Source organism: Sporosarcina sp. P16b (assembly GCF_002743065.1).
In the GTDB taxonomy this organism is placed as follows: Bacteria; Bacillota; Bacilli; order Bacillales_A; family Planococcaceae; genus Sporosarcina.
In genome coordinates, this window is the sequence record NZ_PDYO01000002.1 from 194,908 (window position 1) to 211,076 (window position 16,169).

Here is a 16,169-nt window from a genome sequence, read left to right on the forward strand (position 1 = left end):
TAATGACATTCTATCACCATCCTTTTAAAAATGATTTGGCCCGTTTGCGGAGCGTACGCAGATTGCTTCTTACGCAATCGACTGTACCCGCTAATTCTATATAATCCCCTCAATTGAAACATATAACGAAAATAAAAAAACAACAATACAAAAAGAGCCATACACTTTTCGCTTTTTTCGAAACTCTTCTAACCCCATAACTAATAGCGCTAAACCTAAAAACAATATTATATACGGAGATAGCCTAAATTCTTGGGTGATAATTCCATATCCCGCAAATAACGCAGCTAGGGCTGCGAAAACTAAACGTAATAAAATCAGCAAATAACCCACACCCTTTTTCTTCTTAAACAAAATGGCCCTATTATTGAACAAGCGCAAATATCTCCACAGAACTGCACACAATTACTAAATCGAGTTTAGAAGTTTTGAATAAAATATGGCCCGAGACAATTGTTTTCATGCGTTATAATAAATGTTCATTTACCTTCCCAATCCATTACGTACAGATCTCTATAATCCAGGTCTCCCTCTTCGTCATACGGTAAATCATGTACTTTGAGATTTTCTGTGTTTTGAACTAAGAATCCATCATGTATAAATTGATAAAAAATTGTACATTTATGTTTTTTTAGCCTCTCAAATACCTTTACTGCCTCCTCTTTTTCAAGACATACCGTTTTTTCATAACTACATAAATGCCAAAAAAATGAATACATGTATATTTCCTTTTGTTCATCATGTGTTAGATGCCCAGCAAAGTTTTCAAGCCATTTCCCTCGTAAATAGCGCCCCCACTTTGGTATTTCTAATACTTTTAAATCGGTATTCTCCATTTTTAAACCTATCTTTCTCCAATTTCTTGTTCGCTAATCGGGAATAATTCATCTTCCACAACTGCACTCATTTGCATGTAAACCTTTTAATTATCTAAATCATCATCAGTAAATGACTTTTTATTTACTACAGGCTCGGTTGTTCTTTCTATTGACTGTCCCACTACAGACTTGTTAATTCCTTCTTTGACTGCTTTATAGATCACTAGATAAAGAATGAAGAGTCCTATAATCCAGAGAATAATCATCCCAAAAACCTGGCTTGCCATTAACTCCCACTCCATTCCTTATACAAAGCTTCCCCGCTGCTGGTACGGTGTTTATTCAACGACTGCTCCCATTTGCTGAACTCTTTAATTATAATTCTTGAATCTTTTCTACTCTGTTCCCAAAATGATCTCTAAATTCAAATCGGTCATAACCTGGAATTGGTACGCCTTCAATGATTTGAATAGAATGTTGTTCTAACACGTCTTTCCAATGTAAAACATCCTCTACCAGATAAGCTACATGCGCTTTTGTTGTTAAGCGGTTAAAACCGTCTTCTGTGCCTACGTGAACCTCTCTGTCTCCGACTTTCAACCAGAATCCTCCACGACCAGTAAGTGAATCTGGCTTTTCTACTTCTTTCAATCCCAATACATCACAATAAAAATTCTTACCTTCCTCTTCTGCATTTTTCGGAATCGTGATCTGCGCATGATGCAATCCAAGAATCATTTACCTCTCCCCCTTTGTATTGAAAACTTTACCTATCGAACAATCTGGCCAAATTACTAGATCGTTCACGCCCCTAAATCAGATAACCATTGACGAAGTTTTGCTTTAGGGTAGTATATTTTATTATTTATAACTACGCGTGGTATGTTTGGATATTCTTGAATCAAGTGTTTCGCATCTTCTTTGGAAATCCCCATGAAGTAATGAACATTATTTTCCCTTATCAATTCGTGTTCATCATCATCGCTAAAGATTTCTCTGATACTATCTTTAGCATTCGGATTTTTAAAATTTTTGAGCCCATCTCCTATAAAATATCCAGCTGCAGCAATTCCTAATCCAATCCAAATTAAATCAAATTCCATATTATTATCCCCCTAATTTTTTCCAACATACTGTATGTAAGTAAATGGTCCTTATATAGATCAAACGCAATTCCTTACTATAGAATCGCATTTGATTCTGAAATAATCTCTGATTATATAATGGTTTCCAATCTACTTCTGTTTTCTGCTACACCAAATTCGATAAAATTATTTTGTGCTTCTTGTAACGACGGCTCGTTAGCTCCGCCAGTATAGTCTGGATCATCAAATTGAATGTTATCGTCTTCCCAAAAACAAATACCGCAAATATCGAAAGTGCCGGATGGCTTTTCATCTAATGTTTTATATCCATAACTGGGACATGTATATTTCCCACCATTCCAACACTTTTTCAGCTTTAACAATCTCGTAAGATAATTGACTATAACTATCCTTTTCTATTCAATTGAAGGAGTGTTCAATAATTTGACCCGATCCCCTGTTAAGCAATCGCGTTACGAATATGGAAATGATAGTACCTCTACTTTTCATTGAATTCCAAAGAAATCTTGTCTATTTGTATATTGGGGTTTACAGCTAACAATGAATGGATAAGTTCACTTTCATTTTTGGGAGATATATTTATCACATCATATTTGCCAAAAAGAATTTCCAACCTGTCAACGGATAGAGCAGGCGCTGTAAATGGATTTTTTGTTCTGTTAATTTTTTTGATCTCGTTGATATGTATTATCCTTTTAAACGGACCAAATGTTAATTTCAGCAATTCCCCCTCAACCTTATAACCTGTTCCAAACCAAATCCATAGTAATAAAGTGAGAGTGGATGCACCTATGATATATCCAAGTACACTTTTATAAGTGATTAGTTGCCAGCCAACAGGCTCTCCACCGAAAATGCAAATTAAAATCATGAAAAGAATAAAACCCCAAATGATTAAGAAAATCCAAATGTCTTTCCTAGTTGGAAAATACAATTGAATCACCTCCATTTGGATACCTATTCCATTAAATAGCCTAATTGTGGAAAATACTTATTCAGTTATCGTCCCCGTTTGCTTTACAGATACCACTAAAATTCACGCCTCTGTATTAGTATCTATCTCACTTTTTCTAACGTCCGAAATGGTCTTTACGGCCACAATTAAAAAGAGAGCAATAAACCCCACTTTGAATCCTATTGACCAATTCCATATGAAAGCCGAGAAAGTGACTCCAAATGTTAATGCTATATAGTATAGAACTTTATAAGATTTTTTTGAAAAAACATCTATTACAAAAAACATAATGAATAGAATCATGAATATATTTTTTAAAACATCAAACAAAGCGTCCCAATCCATCTTTTAACCTTCTTTCATAAAATGGCCCGATTACTGAAATGGGTGCAAACCGTCGTGCAAGAATTGCGACTATGTGTATAGAATTCTAATCATAAATATGAAAAAGTAACTAACTTACATTTTTCGCATCGATATGCTGGAACTTTGCCTATTTTAAAGAATGAATCATTTATTAAGACCTCGTTTCCATCATCAGAGAAAACGGAATCCCCTGATTCTGACCAGCAAATTCGACGGGGAGAAAATATATATCCTCGCTTTACTTCATCACCACATTTATGACACTTTGGAGTTTCGTTCATATTGCTGACGCCGCCTTTCCTAGATGTTTTTTATAACTCCCTATAAAACAATCTGGCCCAATTCTGGAAAAGATAATTATGTTAATCTTCCATTTCTTGCGAGAACCTAAGTAAATATCCATCAGGGTCTTGAACAAGAAATTCTTTTTGCATAAATGTAGTATCATTACTTTTATATTTGCTAACAGTGGATTCTCTGAAAAGTGGAATGTTATGTTTTCTTAAACGATCAATAACAGGCTGTATGTCTTGAATTTCTATTTGAAAATTGATTCCCCTGCCAAATGGGTGTTTCAACTCCCCAGTGTCCCAATGACCATTGATTTCCTCTAACATTATTTGCGTTTCCTCTTCTAACGAAACAAATAAAAATTTATCACCCACACGTTCATATTCTAATTTGAAGCCGAGCAATTCTATATAAAACCATTTAGATTTCTCGATGTCTGTTACAGATAACTCTGGAATTAAAGCATTGAATCTCATTATTTCTTCTCCTCATACTTCTGATAAAATTACTCCGTTGAATGGCCCGATTATGAAAAATCCTTATTCAGTTATCGCTCTTCATAAACAAAGGCTAACTAACCATCGCATCAAGGTTTTGATTACTGATTAAGGTTATCTATTTTCTTCTCAATTCTATCGAGTTGCTTTTTTCGCTTATTATTAGAACGTATCAATAAAACAATTAAGACTATAATTATCACTATAAAACTAAGTGAAAACAGTGTAAATGCGATATCTCCTAAGTTAATTGTGCTATTGATAGAATCTAAATTTATTTTTCTCTCCTCCTTCTAAACTCACTAAATGGCTCGATTCCATCACAATGCGTATTCAACAACTACACCTGATAAATAAATATTGATATTGTTGGGTAACCTTTAACTATGACTTTATTACTTTATTACTTTATTACTCTTTTACCGTTCTAATATCTTTTATTGAATTCTTGGTAATGGAGTCTTCCTTTGTTAGCTGATGACCTTCTACAAGCGAAATATAATAATCCCCATTTGATAAAGGATAAAAGTTCTGATCTTCTTGCTTCTTTTCAAAATAGATTGTGTATCTATGTTTGGAATCTGTTTTTAACTCCCAACTTCCTCCCGATTCCATAGTGGCATTTGCTGATATTCTACTGGCTGTGTAGCCTTTTTTATCTTCTAGCAATTCAGCTACAAAATAACTGTTTTTATTTTGTTCAATCACTAATATTTCTATTTCGTCTGTTGTAGTTATCGAGTCAATACTTCCTTTAATTCCTTCGCTTTGAATCAGATCTTCCAAAGCAGCTTCTGGTGATGAATAGTAATTTGTATTATTCTCTTCAGTGCAAGCAGATAAGAGTAAAAGGCTAGTCATTAGTAAAGCACCTATTAAATGTTTGATGATATTCGCCTCCTTCTAATCCCTTATTCGTTTGTAGAAGTAAAACCACACGATGAGAATAATCCAAGTTATCGCAGGTAATACCGCTGGAACCATTCTCGGCAAGTCAGTAAAACTTCTAAGGCTTACCTGTACAAGTAAAGTTGAACCAACAAGTAGAAACAGCACGCTCAAAAACTTAGCGTTAATTTTAATTCCGTCACTCATTTACTTCAGCCTTTCCCGTTTAATAAAATGGCCCTGTTACTAAATAGGTGCAAATCTCTTATACAAGGATCGCCCCGGTTTATGAATTTTCTTTTCTGTCTTTATCCTTTAGTGCCTTTATAGTCTCAGGGATGACGACAAAGACTAGTATTCCACCCATCATTGTTAAATAGGTGTCTAGACTTATTACTTTCGTTAAAAAAAGAAAGAGCATAACGGCAAGTATGAATATTCGCCAGTAAAAGAGAGATTTCATTTTCATCAAAACACCCCCATTTCTCTGCAAAGTGGCCTGATTATGGAAAGTCTTTATTTAGTTATCGCACCCTATTGCGAGAAAAAAGTTATCCCATAAGATGTGTTATAAAATATAGAAAACCATATGACCCTAGCGAACCAATACTAATTACTAAAACCATAACCGCTAAGATTAAAGGTCTGTAATCTGACCTTTCCTTTGAATTAAAGAGGAAAATAAGGGATACACCTATACTGGCGATAAAAAAGATTAGCCACAAAATATTTAATGTGAAACTTTCAAAATTAATAAGGTAATTAGCTATATACAATAAGTTTATTAAAAGCAGTATAGTTAAAATCATTTTTTTCAAAATAACACCCCTAATCACCTAGATTATCTTTCCAATTCACTCGACAATCTGGCCCGATTGTGGAAAATACTTATTTAGTTATCGCGTCTATTTATGGAATTACCAAAGGGGCTCATCTTTTCCACTTAATTTAATTTTAGAAATAATAAACGGAACAAATAGTAGACTTAACCATCCAAAAGTTAATAACCTCTGCGATTCAGCAGAGATGTATTGTCTGTCACCACAATGGAGACAGTCTTTTCCCTTCTTTGAAAATCCAAGAGCGATTATGTCTTTGGCATTCCACTTGTAATTACAGTTAGTGCAACGTGGCATGATTATCCCCTCCTCTTCTTCATTACCCTATATTCAGAAAGTGGCCCGGTTGCGATATTAGGGCGATTACTCGTGTAGCAAACACCCCTATTTATTGTCAGGTGATTTCGATTTGCCTTTAAAAAATAACACAGAAATTAACATAATTATGCCTATAATCCCTACTATGAATTCAGCGATGTAAAAGTCAGAATCTCTTATTAAACGAATAAGAAATCCTCCACCAAAGATTATTGTCATACTCATACCAAGAATTAGAAATGCTGTTTTCATTACTTCCCCTCCAAGCATAATTTTTTCGCAAAATGGCTCTATTACTTAATAGGATGCAGGTCTCTTATACAAGAATTGAGCCCTATTCTTGTATAAACCTATTCACTCGCGGTCTTTTCACCATATTTATTTTCCATAACGTAAAAAACAAAAATTATTATGAGAATCACAATTGGAGTTGTACTATGCTCCATTAACCCGAAGTACGGCAATATTAAAGACAGAAGTATGAATGTTGTCGCTACCAATCGTACGATAATAAGGTTTTTAGGATGTTTTTTATTATCCAAACTACTCTCCCCTTTTCTAAAAAAATGGCCCTATTGTGGAAAGGACGCAAATCCTTCTTCAAGAATTGCGCCCGAAAATGGAATACGGCTATCTTTTTCTATTCATTTGAAAGGCTGTCATGGATGCCGAGAACATCAACAAACCTCCTCCAAAATTCATTATTCTATTACCCGTGTCGCCCAAACTATTAATTGTCAAGGAAACCATAAATACCCCCATTGCCATTGCGAAAACTATTAATACCTTTTTCCACACGCCCCCCCTAATATTTACGTCAGTATGCTGCAAGTTGGCCCGATTGCGATTTAGTCGCGATCACTTGTGCAACAATCGCGCCCGATTGTGGAAGTATTATTTGATAATAATATTCCCTGCATATTCGGCGCTACCTTTATCCGTAAGAAGCTTCACGACAATAATGTATTCTCCTTCTTCTTCCGGCAAATTAAAGAATTTATCTTTAACTGGTAAATTCATTTTTTCGTCGTTATGGTGCGCATAAACACGCAGATCCTCAATTTCAAAGTTATGATGATCAAATGATATCTCCATTTGCTCGCCAGAATCATGGTTTAATGGCTCTAGTCCGTTTTTTAAAAAAGACATATCATCTGTTTCTACTGTGTATTCTCGCCATTCTGCTTTATATGATTCTAACTCTTCTTTATCTGCCTCATCTGAATTGTTATCAAGTGAAACCCTAGGAGGATAAGGGTTATCATCTCTTTCCCGAATATCAAGATTTCCTACATATTCCGTGTTTCCACTATCAGCTTCAAGCTTCACAACAATAAGATAATTGCCTTCTTCTTTCGGCATCTCAAAAACTTGATTATCAACTGGAAGTTCCGTTTTTTCGCCATCTTGTTTTACATAAATATTTATATTATTAATCCTTATATCCCCGTTATCAAATCTTATATCCATCTTTTGTCCAGAATAATAATGTAATGGCTCTTGTTCTTTTGCAAGGGAATCAATGTCATCTGTTTTTTTCGTATACTTCTTGTCGGAATCCCAATTTATATTCGCAGTCTCCAATTCTCCTTTAACAAAATCTAGCTGACTCTCAATGAAGGCGTTAGGAGGGTTAAAATCATAATCTTCACCTATACATCCCGTAAGTAAAAAAACAAAAAACAAACTTATAGAAATCATTATTTTCCGCTTCATGTTAAAAACACTACCTCCCCTTTTTATTCCACTAAATGGCCCTATTGAGGCATAATTCTTATTCAACAACTGCTCCCGTTCGTTGAAGTACACACTTTCTAAAATCCTTTATTTTTCTTCGGTTTTTTAATACTGAAGCATGCTCCTAAAATTAAACCTTCCGCCTACAATCCATAGATCACAGATTTACTATCGGTATGAATATTTAAATTAGTGGGTTTCTAGTATAAGTTGTACAACAACCACATCATTTTCAAGCTCATCAAATTCATATCAAAAGCACAACCACTTCACAACAACATCTACTTCACATTTTCTTAAACTGATTTGACACATGAACCAGAACATACTTTTTCGTCCACATTTGCGTCGTAACGAGCAAGGTTTCACCTTCTTTTTCAAAGAAAAGGCCTGAACCCTCTTTTACTTGAAAAGCCCACCCTCTGGAGCCAATCATTTCTTTAATCGTTTCATCTGCTACTGAAATACCTTTGTTCCGGCTTCTTGTGATATACCATGCGGAGTCTTCGTCTGCAGTGATTTCCATAATCTTTTGATCAGAATCTTTCAATTGTCCGATGACTTCTCTTGCCGATAGGTTTTCTATCGGTAGAGAAGGGTAATAGGATTTATTCACAACGATCCACGCAGCTACCATAACTACAAGTATCGCCACGATCATGCCAATCCATTTCACACGCGCTCACCCATTCCCACAAACTGTCGATACACATACACCACGCTGTGTCATTCACTTCCTCCCAACTGAAGCTCTAGTCCTAACCATCTTGCTTTGACTTTTCCCGTTCCTCTCGTTCAAGAATATATCTCTCGTATGCATCCTTCACGCCATCGTACGCATCGACTGGGACGGTATGTTGATGTATTTCCTTCAACAACCAAAACGACCTGAAAATCACTCCGACGGTGATGGCAGCTAACATATACCAACCTATAGGTCCCGTAAACGCCAAAATTCCTAAAACCCCCGCCATCAAAATACACCCTACCAACTTCATACCATCTCTCCTCGTACGTAACATGTGGCGACAGATTTGCCGCCACTATGATTTCTTCTGTTTCATAATCCAATCAACTGAAAATGTGTTTCTTCATCATTTTTAAAGATTTGCATATATTCATACGTCCGATCCAATGTAATGTTGTATAACTTATACTCGTCTTCTGTCGGTTCATCATTCTCCTGCAAGTATATCTGGATAGAGTCCTCATCCGTTTTAATCTCCACATCGCCAAATCCTTTGCCACTTTCCAGGAAATCTCTATTTAAATACAAATATCGTTTTACTTCTGTTTCATTGAACATATAGATGCCATTTCCCTCAGGCTCTTCAGAAGTTTCTATATCGTCAATGAAACTTTTCACATCTGCATTCACTTGATCGATGGTCACTTCAGAATAGGATAATTGCTTCTCGCCACACCCTACCAACACACCCACAACTATCAGCAACACGAATAATTTCCTCATTTTATATACGTCCCCTTTCAAGTTAATTCCATAAGCATTGCATAAACACTTCCAATGAATATACCACCACTTCCAAATATTACATACCGGTTAGGTACTATTCTACAATAAAAATTAGCGATATATGCAATAATTCGCAATTGTTCATACGTATATGATAAAATGGAATAGAGTGACATTCTCTTTCTTAAAAAGAACACTATTGTTTAGTATAAGGAGGAATTGCAAATGACTAAAGATGACAGACAAGAGATTATCAGAAAGAATGAAATGCGATCGAAGGAAATTTCCAAAATGATTGGCGAAGGCGGAATCGGTGCGGAAAAGTATTACGATATTAGAAAAAAAACATCTACTGAAGATACTCCAGAAGAACACAAAGAGAATGTATCTGACGACAATAAATAATCTTGTTGCTTACTGCATAATTCCATAGTAAAACCAACGCGCTGCTTTCCTATTTCATGGGAAGTGGCGCGTTATTTTGCGGGAACACATAAAAGAATTCCGTAGTACACTACGGGGTTCGGTAGGTAGGGAGAAAACACGAAAACGTAACCCTATTAACAATCCATTTAGCGTATGATTTGTAACCGAATTGATAGTAGAAAAAGCAAGAAAAAATGCTTAGGCATAGAAGCCTGAGCATTTTTTATTCAACAATCGCACCTGATTGTTGCATTGTCCCTAGTATTTATAATACAAAGTTACCCTCCCGCAGGAGCGACACAAATAACTTGAACCTTACATTTTTTTAGATTTGATTTTCTTACAATCTTGATTTGGCCGCCGTTACATGGCGCAATGCGGACAATAATGGGCTGCCCATTTTCATCTCTGCTCCAAACTAATGTAGGACATTTTTTTAAATTGCCTGCATCATCGATATATGTGAACCGAGGAGCAAGTAGTTCCAGTTCGCTTAGAGTAGCGATACGGAAGCCAGCCCCTAAACTCTGACAATATTTAACTGCTTGACGAAAACATCTGTTTACTTGAGTATAATTATAAACTATATTAGTGGACAGATCATAACCCTCTGAAGCAAAAAAATCTCTGAATTCTTGACATTGACTTCCTTCACACCGGGTTAATTGTTGTGGACATTTCTTTTTACACTTACAACGGCAACCTGTTTTTTTCTTTTTGCACATACTATTTCACCCCCCTACATTTACTATATTGATAAAGGTAGACAAGGGATTGTATGTATATATCAGAAAGTGCAAAATAAATCATTAGAACGCTTAGACAAATGTTTTCCTAAAAATTTATACTACTACTGAATATGCGGAAGCTAAATCTTATTAAAGAATCGCGCGCGATTGCAGATGTCCTTTTTTATTTAATCTCTTTTACATTTATAGTCATGTGATTGACTGGCACTCAACGACAAGATACTCGCTACATTAAAAGTGGTTGGTTTAAATAACCCCTAAGTGGATGGTCCTCAAAAATGCTTTGTATTATAGAATTATACTGTATAGAATGAAGAAATGTATTTCTAAAAAGGAGGAAGGCGTAAAGGTGTTCCTTATTGCATCAATGATTCTCGTGGTCATTATTTTAGCGGTCGGGCTAATTTTGACCATATCCACTGCTAATTCTATGAATAAAGATTACAATAGTAAAAAAAGTTTTTCCAATTTGCTGTGGATTTATGTTTTATCACTCCCAGTTATTGTTATATTGACTCTTGTATCTATATTTATATTTTATTAACATCGGTGGACGGTTCAGGTCCCGTGAAAAGGCATATGTTTTCGAGTCTCAGGAACCGTCTACGCCCACTGAAAAAGTTCGTATTTCACTAATACATTCTGTAGATTCTTCCCTATAGGCTCCTTGACCGCGGGGTGTATTATTCATCATCGTTCCCTGAATTATGTGGTTGATGTTACAGTACGACAACGACACAATTCTAGGGAGCAAATGTGGCAGCCAAAAATTCATTGACATTCTTCAAACATTATCCCCTATAACTTCTTAGCGCGTAGGCGAACCTTGAAATGCCTTCTTGTATGGAAGCTCCGTTACCTTTACCATAAGTAAATCGTACGTATCCATTCTTTGAACCCATTAGTCTCCCAGGTACAAATGAAACGCCATTTTTCATAGATTCTTCAAGTAACTTATATTCATCCATTTCGTGGTGTATTTTACACCATAAATGAATTCCGCCTTGTGGCACTACATATGTAACTTCATTTTTAGTTAAACTGTCCAATGCTAAAATTAACGCATCTCTACGCTCCTTCAGTTGGATCCTTAAATTTGAAACATGTTTATCAAATTGAGGGGAATCTAGAAATTGATTTGCTATCCATTGTGGAAAAACACTATGACCGAAGTCTATTTGCTGTTTGCCGTCTGATAAACGCGTAATCACTTTTTCTGGTCCAATAATCCAACCAATGCGTAATCCTGATGCAACCACTTTTGATAAGGAACTAATGTATAGAACATTTTCATTATCATCCATTGACTTTAACGTGGGTCCAATGTCTCCATCGAATGACGTCAAATTATACGGATCATCCTCAATTATGGGAATACCGTACGTTGAGGATAATTCCACTATTCTCTTTCGACGTTCTAGCGACATTTTTGTGCCAGTAGGATTTTGATAATCAGGATTTAAAAAAAGCATACGAATTCGATGTTTTCTCTGTAAAGCTACAATATCATCAGGATTTAAGCCATATTGATCAACTGGGAGTAATAGCGTTTTAATACCAAACGATTGAAAGATCGGTAAAGAGAATGCGTAGGATGGATCTTCAATAGCAACTGTATCACCTGGTTTTAACAGGCACTGAACGATTAGGTGGATGGCTTGCTGAGCGCCCGATGTAATCAGTATGGAGTTTGGCTCAACTTCCATATTTTTATAGGTTTTTACATGTTGACAAATGGTCTCCCGTAATTCCACATCGCCTAAAGGATGATCGTACCCTAAATTCCCCTCAAACGCATAATCCTTAAGAATCCTAGCGAATTGGGCGTTAGGTTGTAAATCTGCTGCAAGTTCCCCGCTTGATAGGTTAATCATTCCTTCTTGCTCCGTTTCATTACGAAGTTTCTGTACAAGAGGAAGATTCGGAAGAAATGATCCATCCTCCACATATCTACCCCAATTCGGAACTCTTTTATGAGTTAGTCCCCATATATCTGTATTGATATACGTGCCGCTTCCTTTTTTTCTGACAATTAATCCACTCGCCTCTAACTCATCATAAGCCGTCACAACTGTGCTCCGATTGATCCCTAACTTTTTTGCTAACTCACGTTCAGATGGCAATGGCTGGTCCTGAGATAAATCCCCAGATAGTATCCCATTCTCTATTTGTTCCGCAAGTTGCCTATACATCGGTTTTTTTATTGAACGGTCTAGCATAAAATGCATGAAACTCCACCCTTTATTTATATGTTTTCAATATACTAAATTTCGTCGTACGCTCGTAGTGAAATAGTACATGTTAGTATATCATCCCTTACCAGCTGTATCTCTATAGAAGTGGTAAAGATGTTCTTGGCCATTTCAACTACATCTGTATATTCATTTGTAGGTAACTTTCGAAGTTCAATCTAATTCTCCCCCACTATGGTCCGTTACTCCGTTCTTATTCCCCTTCGTTACACGTGGTATTTGGTTCTACATGAACGTGAACATCATATACATCATTTTTTTCTTTTAGTTTTTTTTCAACTAAGGTGGAAATGTCATGTGCTTGTTTGAGACTTAAGGTTGGTTGAACCAGGATTACAATATCAACTACTGCATTATTACCGTAATACCTACCTTTAATTTCTTTAATTTTTTGAACATCTTTTATGGTTTGAATGGTTTTTTTATAAATTTCAATTTGATTTTCATCAAAACCATCACTTAAATCATGAGAAGCCTCTCTGAAAATATCCCATGCTGTTTTACAAATAAGGAATCCTACTGCTAATGCAGTCAAAGTATCAAGCCATGGCATATGTAACTGTGATCCGAATATGCCTATAGCAGTTCCGATACTGACCCAGGCGTCTGAAATGTTGTCTTTGGCAGCAGCCATGACAGCTTGGCTGTTTATTTTTAATGCTAATTTTTTATTGTATCGATAAACAAAGTACATGACTATAAAGGAGAAGATACCGACATATCCTGCCATGATATCTGGCGATTCCTTTCCTCCCTGGAAAAAGGAAGTGGCTGTGCTAATTAAAACTTGTATACCCACTGCCATCATAATGAAAGAGGCAACCAGCGATGCGATTGTTTCACTTTTCCAATGGCCATATTTATGATTTTTATCTGCGGGTTTCCTCGATAATTTTAGTCCGATCAAGACAGCAATCGATGCTATAATATCCGTTGTATTATTTAAACCATCTGCCTTAAGGGCTTCAGAGTCGCTCAGATACCCTATAAATAATTTTAAAACGGATAGACATATATAAGCGACTATACTAAGATAGGCTCCTCTTTCACCTAATTTCAAATTATGATACCTTTGCTCTTCCAAAAAAATTCAACTCCTTATCATAGAGATTTATCAGAGACGATGTTAGACAGGATGAAAACTCGCCTTCAGACAACATGAACCTATGATTACGTCTAGCCAAAGGTTCATTTTTTTTGAAGAAGTATATTTTATTGATACATTTCTTTTCATCTTCCCACAATCCGGCATCCCCAGTATCTTACATAAGCGCGCCCCATTTTTGAAGATATAGCTAATGCTACTCGAACTTTGGAGGCTCACTTAGCCATGATTTCAGATATTCAATGAACTTTTTCGTAGATGGAGCAAGGGTTTTAAAAGATGAAACCGCAATACCAATTGTTCGATAATTTTCTCCCTCTAGTTTAAGGGCTCGAACATTAGTTGGAATCCGATGTAAAACCATTTCAGGAAGTATACTGATTCCCATACCATTTCCGACCATTGCAATAATTGCCTGGTCATCTGTCAGTTCAAATTTTATATTAGCTGCAACATGGTGTTCTTTTAAAATTCTTATTAAATCGTTATCACTCCCTTTTTTCGACTTGATGAGAGGCTCCCCTTTAATCATTTCAAAACTAATTTCATTTTGATCGGCAAGAGGGTGCTCGTTTGAAAGGATACAGAGCAATCGATCTTTTCTTAAGGGAATTACTTCAAAATGTTGCGAAGTCGGTAGGGACACAAACCCAAAATCAACTAAGCCAGTTGCGATCCAATGCTCGACATCGTCATAGTCCCCTTCCATCAATTTGATTTCGATCGAAGGGTAATCGTCAGTAAATTTTTTTAAGATTTCAGGTAACCAGTGTACAGACACGCTAGAAATCGTTCCAATACGTACTGTACCAATTTCCAACCCATTGATACTGGCTATTTCTTGACCCAACTCTTCGTTCCATTTTAGTATTTCACGTATGTATGTTAATATGCGCTCTCCGTTACTGGTCAATTGAATACCTGAACGGTCTCGATTGAGTAAGGTAAATCCCCATTCTGATTCAAGGCTGGCTATAGCATGACTCACAGCCGATTGGCTTAAACCGATTGTTTCACCCGCCTTTGTTAGGCTCCCTAATTCCACTACGGTACTGAATATCTCAAACTTCACTAAAGACACTTTAACCCCTCCTCTTGCATGAAAATCATTCATGTCATTCTTCACAAACATTCATTTTTCTAATCTTCAGTTTACAGCTATACTTATAAACAATCAATTCGTGATGGGATAGGTGATCAAAATGAATCGGAATACGTCGTCTGGGGTAGTACATGGGATAGGATCGGATACTCAATTAAAGGCAAATTTCATGATGCTGATTGTGACGATGCTTTGGGGTTCATCCTATTTGTTTACAAAAATAGGTCTTGATTCTATTCAAGAGTTTAACCTGATAGCACTACGTTTTGGCATAGCCTTTATATTAGCCGGCGCTGTATTCTACAAGCGGTTAATACGTATAGATCTCAAAACAGTGTTTTATGGATTTCTACTAGGGTCCATCTTGTTCGTATTATTTACTGTTGTTACGATCGGATTAAAATTCACATCTATTTCAAATGCAGGATTTTTATTTAGTCTATCCGTTGTATTTGTTCCATTGTTACTAGCCATCCTATTTAGAAAAAAACCTGAAAACAAAGTGATTTTTGGTGTGGGTATCTCCATTACTGGGATTGCTCTATTGACGTTAACTAATGAATTGACGGTCAATTCCGGAGACTTCCTCATCATTTTAGGTGCACTATTTTATGCCATTCTCATCATTGTGACAGACAAGTTGACGAAAAACGTTGATTCGATCGCACTCGGGATTTTACAACTCGGCTTTACTGGGGCATGGGGGCTTCTATTTTCATTATTTCTCGAAAAGCCACATCTTCCTGACACAACCAAGTCATGGGTTTCTATACTGGCTTTAAGCATACTTTGCAGTGCCATTGGATTTATTGGCCAAGCATGCGCACAAAAGTATACTACACCAACGCATACAGGTCTTATCTTTTCATTAGAACCCGTTTTTGCAGCATTATTTGCTTTTATTTTCGTACAGGAAACACTACAAGCTACAGGATATGTAGGGGCAATTCTTATTTTAATTGGTATCTTAACCGCTAAGTTTACTGTTAAACGGCCTTTCAGAAAAAGATTCAACCAAACTGTTGATGGTTCTGAATTCTAGCCAACTATTCACGATCAACATGGTAAAGGGTATGCAAAGGCATGTAATTATTCATTGCAAGGGTCCGGCTAGCCTCCTTAGTGTATTGGGAGATGTTAGCATTCACGTAAATACGCAACTTTGCTTAGGTTTCCTTCATCATCAAATGTCCCTTTAAAAGAAAAATAAGCGCTATTCTTTATTACAGAATAGCGCTCGTTTGTT

General features: G+C 36.2%; 21 protein-coding genes. 2 read left to right on the forward strand and 19 right to left on the reverse strand.

Annotation, left to right across the window (positions count from 1 at the left end; genetic code table 11):
- Positions 1–96: 96 nt before the first annotated feature.
- The 15 genes from CSV77_RS04040 to CSV77_RS04140 form a co-directional block, all read right to left on the reverse strand.
- Positions 97–354, reverse strand: a complete 258-nt coding sequence (locus CSV77_RS04040) for a YczI family protein (protein WP_233212167.1) — start codon at positions 352–354, stop codon at positions 97–99.
- A 125-nt stretch (positions 355–479) separates the two neighbouring features.
- Complete coding sequence (locus tag CSV77_RS04045; protein WP_099672391.1) at positions 480–836, reverse strand: DUF4275 family protein; 357 nt, start codon at positions 834–836, stop codon at positions 480–482.
- 86 nt (positions 837–922) lie between these two features.
- Entirely contained in the window at positions 923–1,105 is a 183-nt protein-coding gene (locus tag CSV77_RS04050; protein ID WP_099628984.1) for a hypothetical protein, read from the reverse strand.
- Positions 1,106–1,193: 88 nt separating this feature from the next.
- A complete protein-coding gene (locus tag CSV77_RS04055; protein WP_099672392.1) occupies positions 1,194–1,556 on the reverse strand; it encodes a VOC family protein in 363 nt (120 codons plus the stop codon).
- 65 nt (positions 1,557–1,621) lie between these two features.
- Positions 1,622–1,921, reverse strand: coding sequence for a DNA-binding protein (locus CSV77_RS04060; RefSeq protein WP_099672393.1), 300 nt, complete (start codon positions 1,919–1,921; stop codon positions 1,622–1,624).
- 113 nt (positions 1,922–2,034) lie between these two features.
- Complete coding sequence (locus tag CSV77_RS04065) at positions 2,035–2,277, reverse strand: CPCC family cysteine-rich protein (RefSeq protein WP_099672634.1); 243 nt, start codon at positions 2,275–2,277, stop codon at positions 2,035–2,037.
- A gap of 125 nt (positions 2,278–2,402) precedes the next feature.
- Entirely contained in the window at positions 2,403–2,858 is a 456-nt protein-coding gene (locus CSV77_RS04070; RefSeq protein ID WP_158232019.1) for a PH domain-containing protein, read from the reverse strand.
- 455 nt (positions 2,859–3,313) lie between these two features.
- The gene (locus CSV77_RS17095; RefSeq protein ID WP_099672396.1) at positions 3,314–3,526 is read right to left on the reverse strand and encodes a PF20097 family protein; all 213 of its coding nucleotides are present in this window, start codon (positions 3,524–3,526) and stop codon (positions 3,314–3,316) included.
- Between the two features lie 81 nt (positions 3,527–3,607).
- Entirely contained in the window at positions 3,608–4,012 is a 405-nt protein-coding gene (locus tag CSV77_RS04085; RefSeq protein WP_099672397.1) for a bleomycin resistance protein, read from the reverse strand.
- Positions 4,013–4,444: 432 nt separating this feature from the next.
- Positions 4,445–4,894 (reverse strand): hypothetical protein, encoded by a 450-nt coding sequence (locus CSV77_RS04095; protein WP_099672399.1) that lies wholly within the window; start codon positions 4,892–4,894, stop codon positions 4,445–4,447.
- Between the two features lie 1,250 nt (positions 4,895–6,144).
- Positions 6,145–6,330, reverse strand: coding sequence for a hypothetical protein (locus CSV77_RS04115; protein WP_099672402.1), 186 nt, complete (start codon positions 6,328–6,330; stop codon positions 6,145–6,147).
- A 642-nt stretch (positions 6,331–6,972) separates the two neighbouring features.
- The gene (locus tag CSV77_RS04125; RefSeq protein ID WP_144034656.1) at positions 6,973–7,860 is read right to left on the reverse strand and encodes a hypothetical protein; all 888 of its coding nucleotides are present in this window, start codon (positions 7,858–7,860) and stop codon (positions 6,973–6,975) included.
- Between the two features lie 241 nt (positions 7,861–8,101).
- Positions 8,102–8,491, reverse strand: coding sequence for a hypothetical protein (locus CSV77_RS04130; protein ID WP_099672405.1), 390 nt, complete (start codon positions 8,489–8,491; stop codon positions 8,102–8,104).
- Between the two features lie 82 nt (positions 8,492–8,573).
- Positions 8,574–8,813 (reverse strand): ATP-dependent Lon protease, encoded by a 240-nt coding sequence (locus CSV77_RS04135; RefSeq protein WP_099672406.1) that lies wholly within the window; start codon positions 8,811–8,813, stop codon positions 8,574–8,576.
- 62 nt (positions 8,814–8,875) lie between these two features.
- Complete coding sequence (locus tag CSV77_RS04140; protein WP_099672407.1) at positions 8,876–9,286, reverse strand: hypothetical protein; 411 nt, start codon at positions 9,284–9,286, stop codon at positions 8,876–8,878.
- Between the two features lie 228 nt (positions 9,287–9,514).
- On the opposite strand from CSV77_RS04140, the gene CSV77_RS04145 reads away from it, so the two are divergent.
- On the forward strand, positions 9,515–9,694 hold the full coding sequence (locus CSV77_RS04145) for a hypothetical protein (protein WP_099636207.1): 180 nt from the start codon (positions 9,515–9,517) through the stop codon (positions 9,692–9,694).
- Positions 9,695–9,993: 299 nt separating this feature from the next.
- Here the strand turns inward: CSV77_RS04145 and CSV77_RS04150 are convergent, their stop codons facing one another.
- From CSV77_RS04150 to CSV77_RS04170, 4 genes are all read right to left on the reverse strand, one after another.
- On the reverse strand, positions 9,994–10,440 hold the full coding sequence (locus tag CSV77_RS04150) for a hypothetical protein (protein WP_099672408.1): 447 nt from the start codon (positions 10,438–10,440) through the stop codon (positions 9,994–9,996).
- 815 nt (positions 10,441–11,255) lie between these two features.
- Positions 11,256–12,692, reverse strand: coding sequence for a MocR-like pyridoxine biosynthesis transcription factor PdxR (pdxR, locus tag CSV77_RS04160; protein ID WP_099672410.1), 1,437 nt, complete (start codon positions 12,690–12,692; stop codon positions 11,256–11,258).
- A 217-nt stretch (positions 12,693–12,909) separates the two neighbouring features.
- The gene (locus tag CSV77_RS04165) at positions 12,910–13,800 is read right to left on the reverse strand and encodes a cation diffusion facilitator family transporter (protein ID WP_099672411.1); all 891 of its coding nucleotides are present in this window, start codon (positions 13,798–13,800) and stop codon (positions 12,910–12,912) included.
- Between the two features lie 217 nt (positions 13,801–14,017).
- Positions 14,018–14,902, reverse strand: a complete 885-nt coding sequence (locus tag CSV77_RS04170; protein ID WP_099672412.1) for a LysR family transcriptional regulator — start codon at positions 14,900–14,902, stop codon at positions 14,018–14,020.
- Between the two features lie 121 nt (positions 14,903–15,023).
- Here CSV77_RS04170 and CSV77_RS04175 point away from each other — a divergent pair, with 121 nt between their 5' ends.
- A complete protein-coding gene (locus tag CSV77_RS04175; protein WP_099672413.1) occupies positions 15,024–15,965 on the forward strand; it encodes a DMT family transporter in 942 nt (313 codons plus the stop codon).
- Positions 15,966–16,169: the final 204 nt, after the last annotated feature.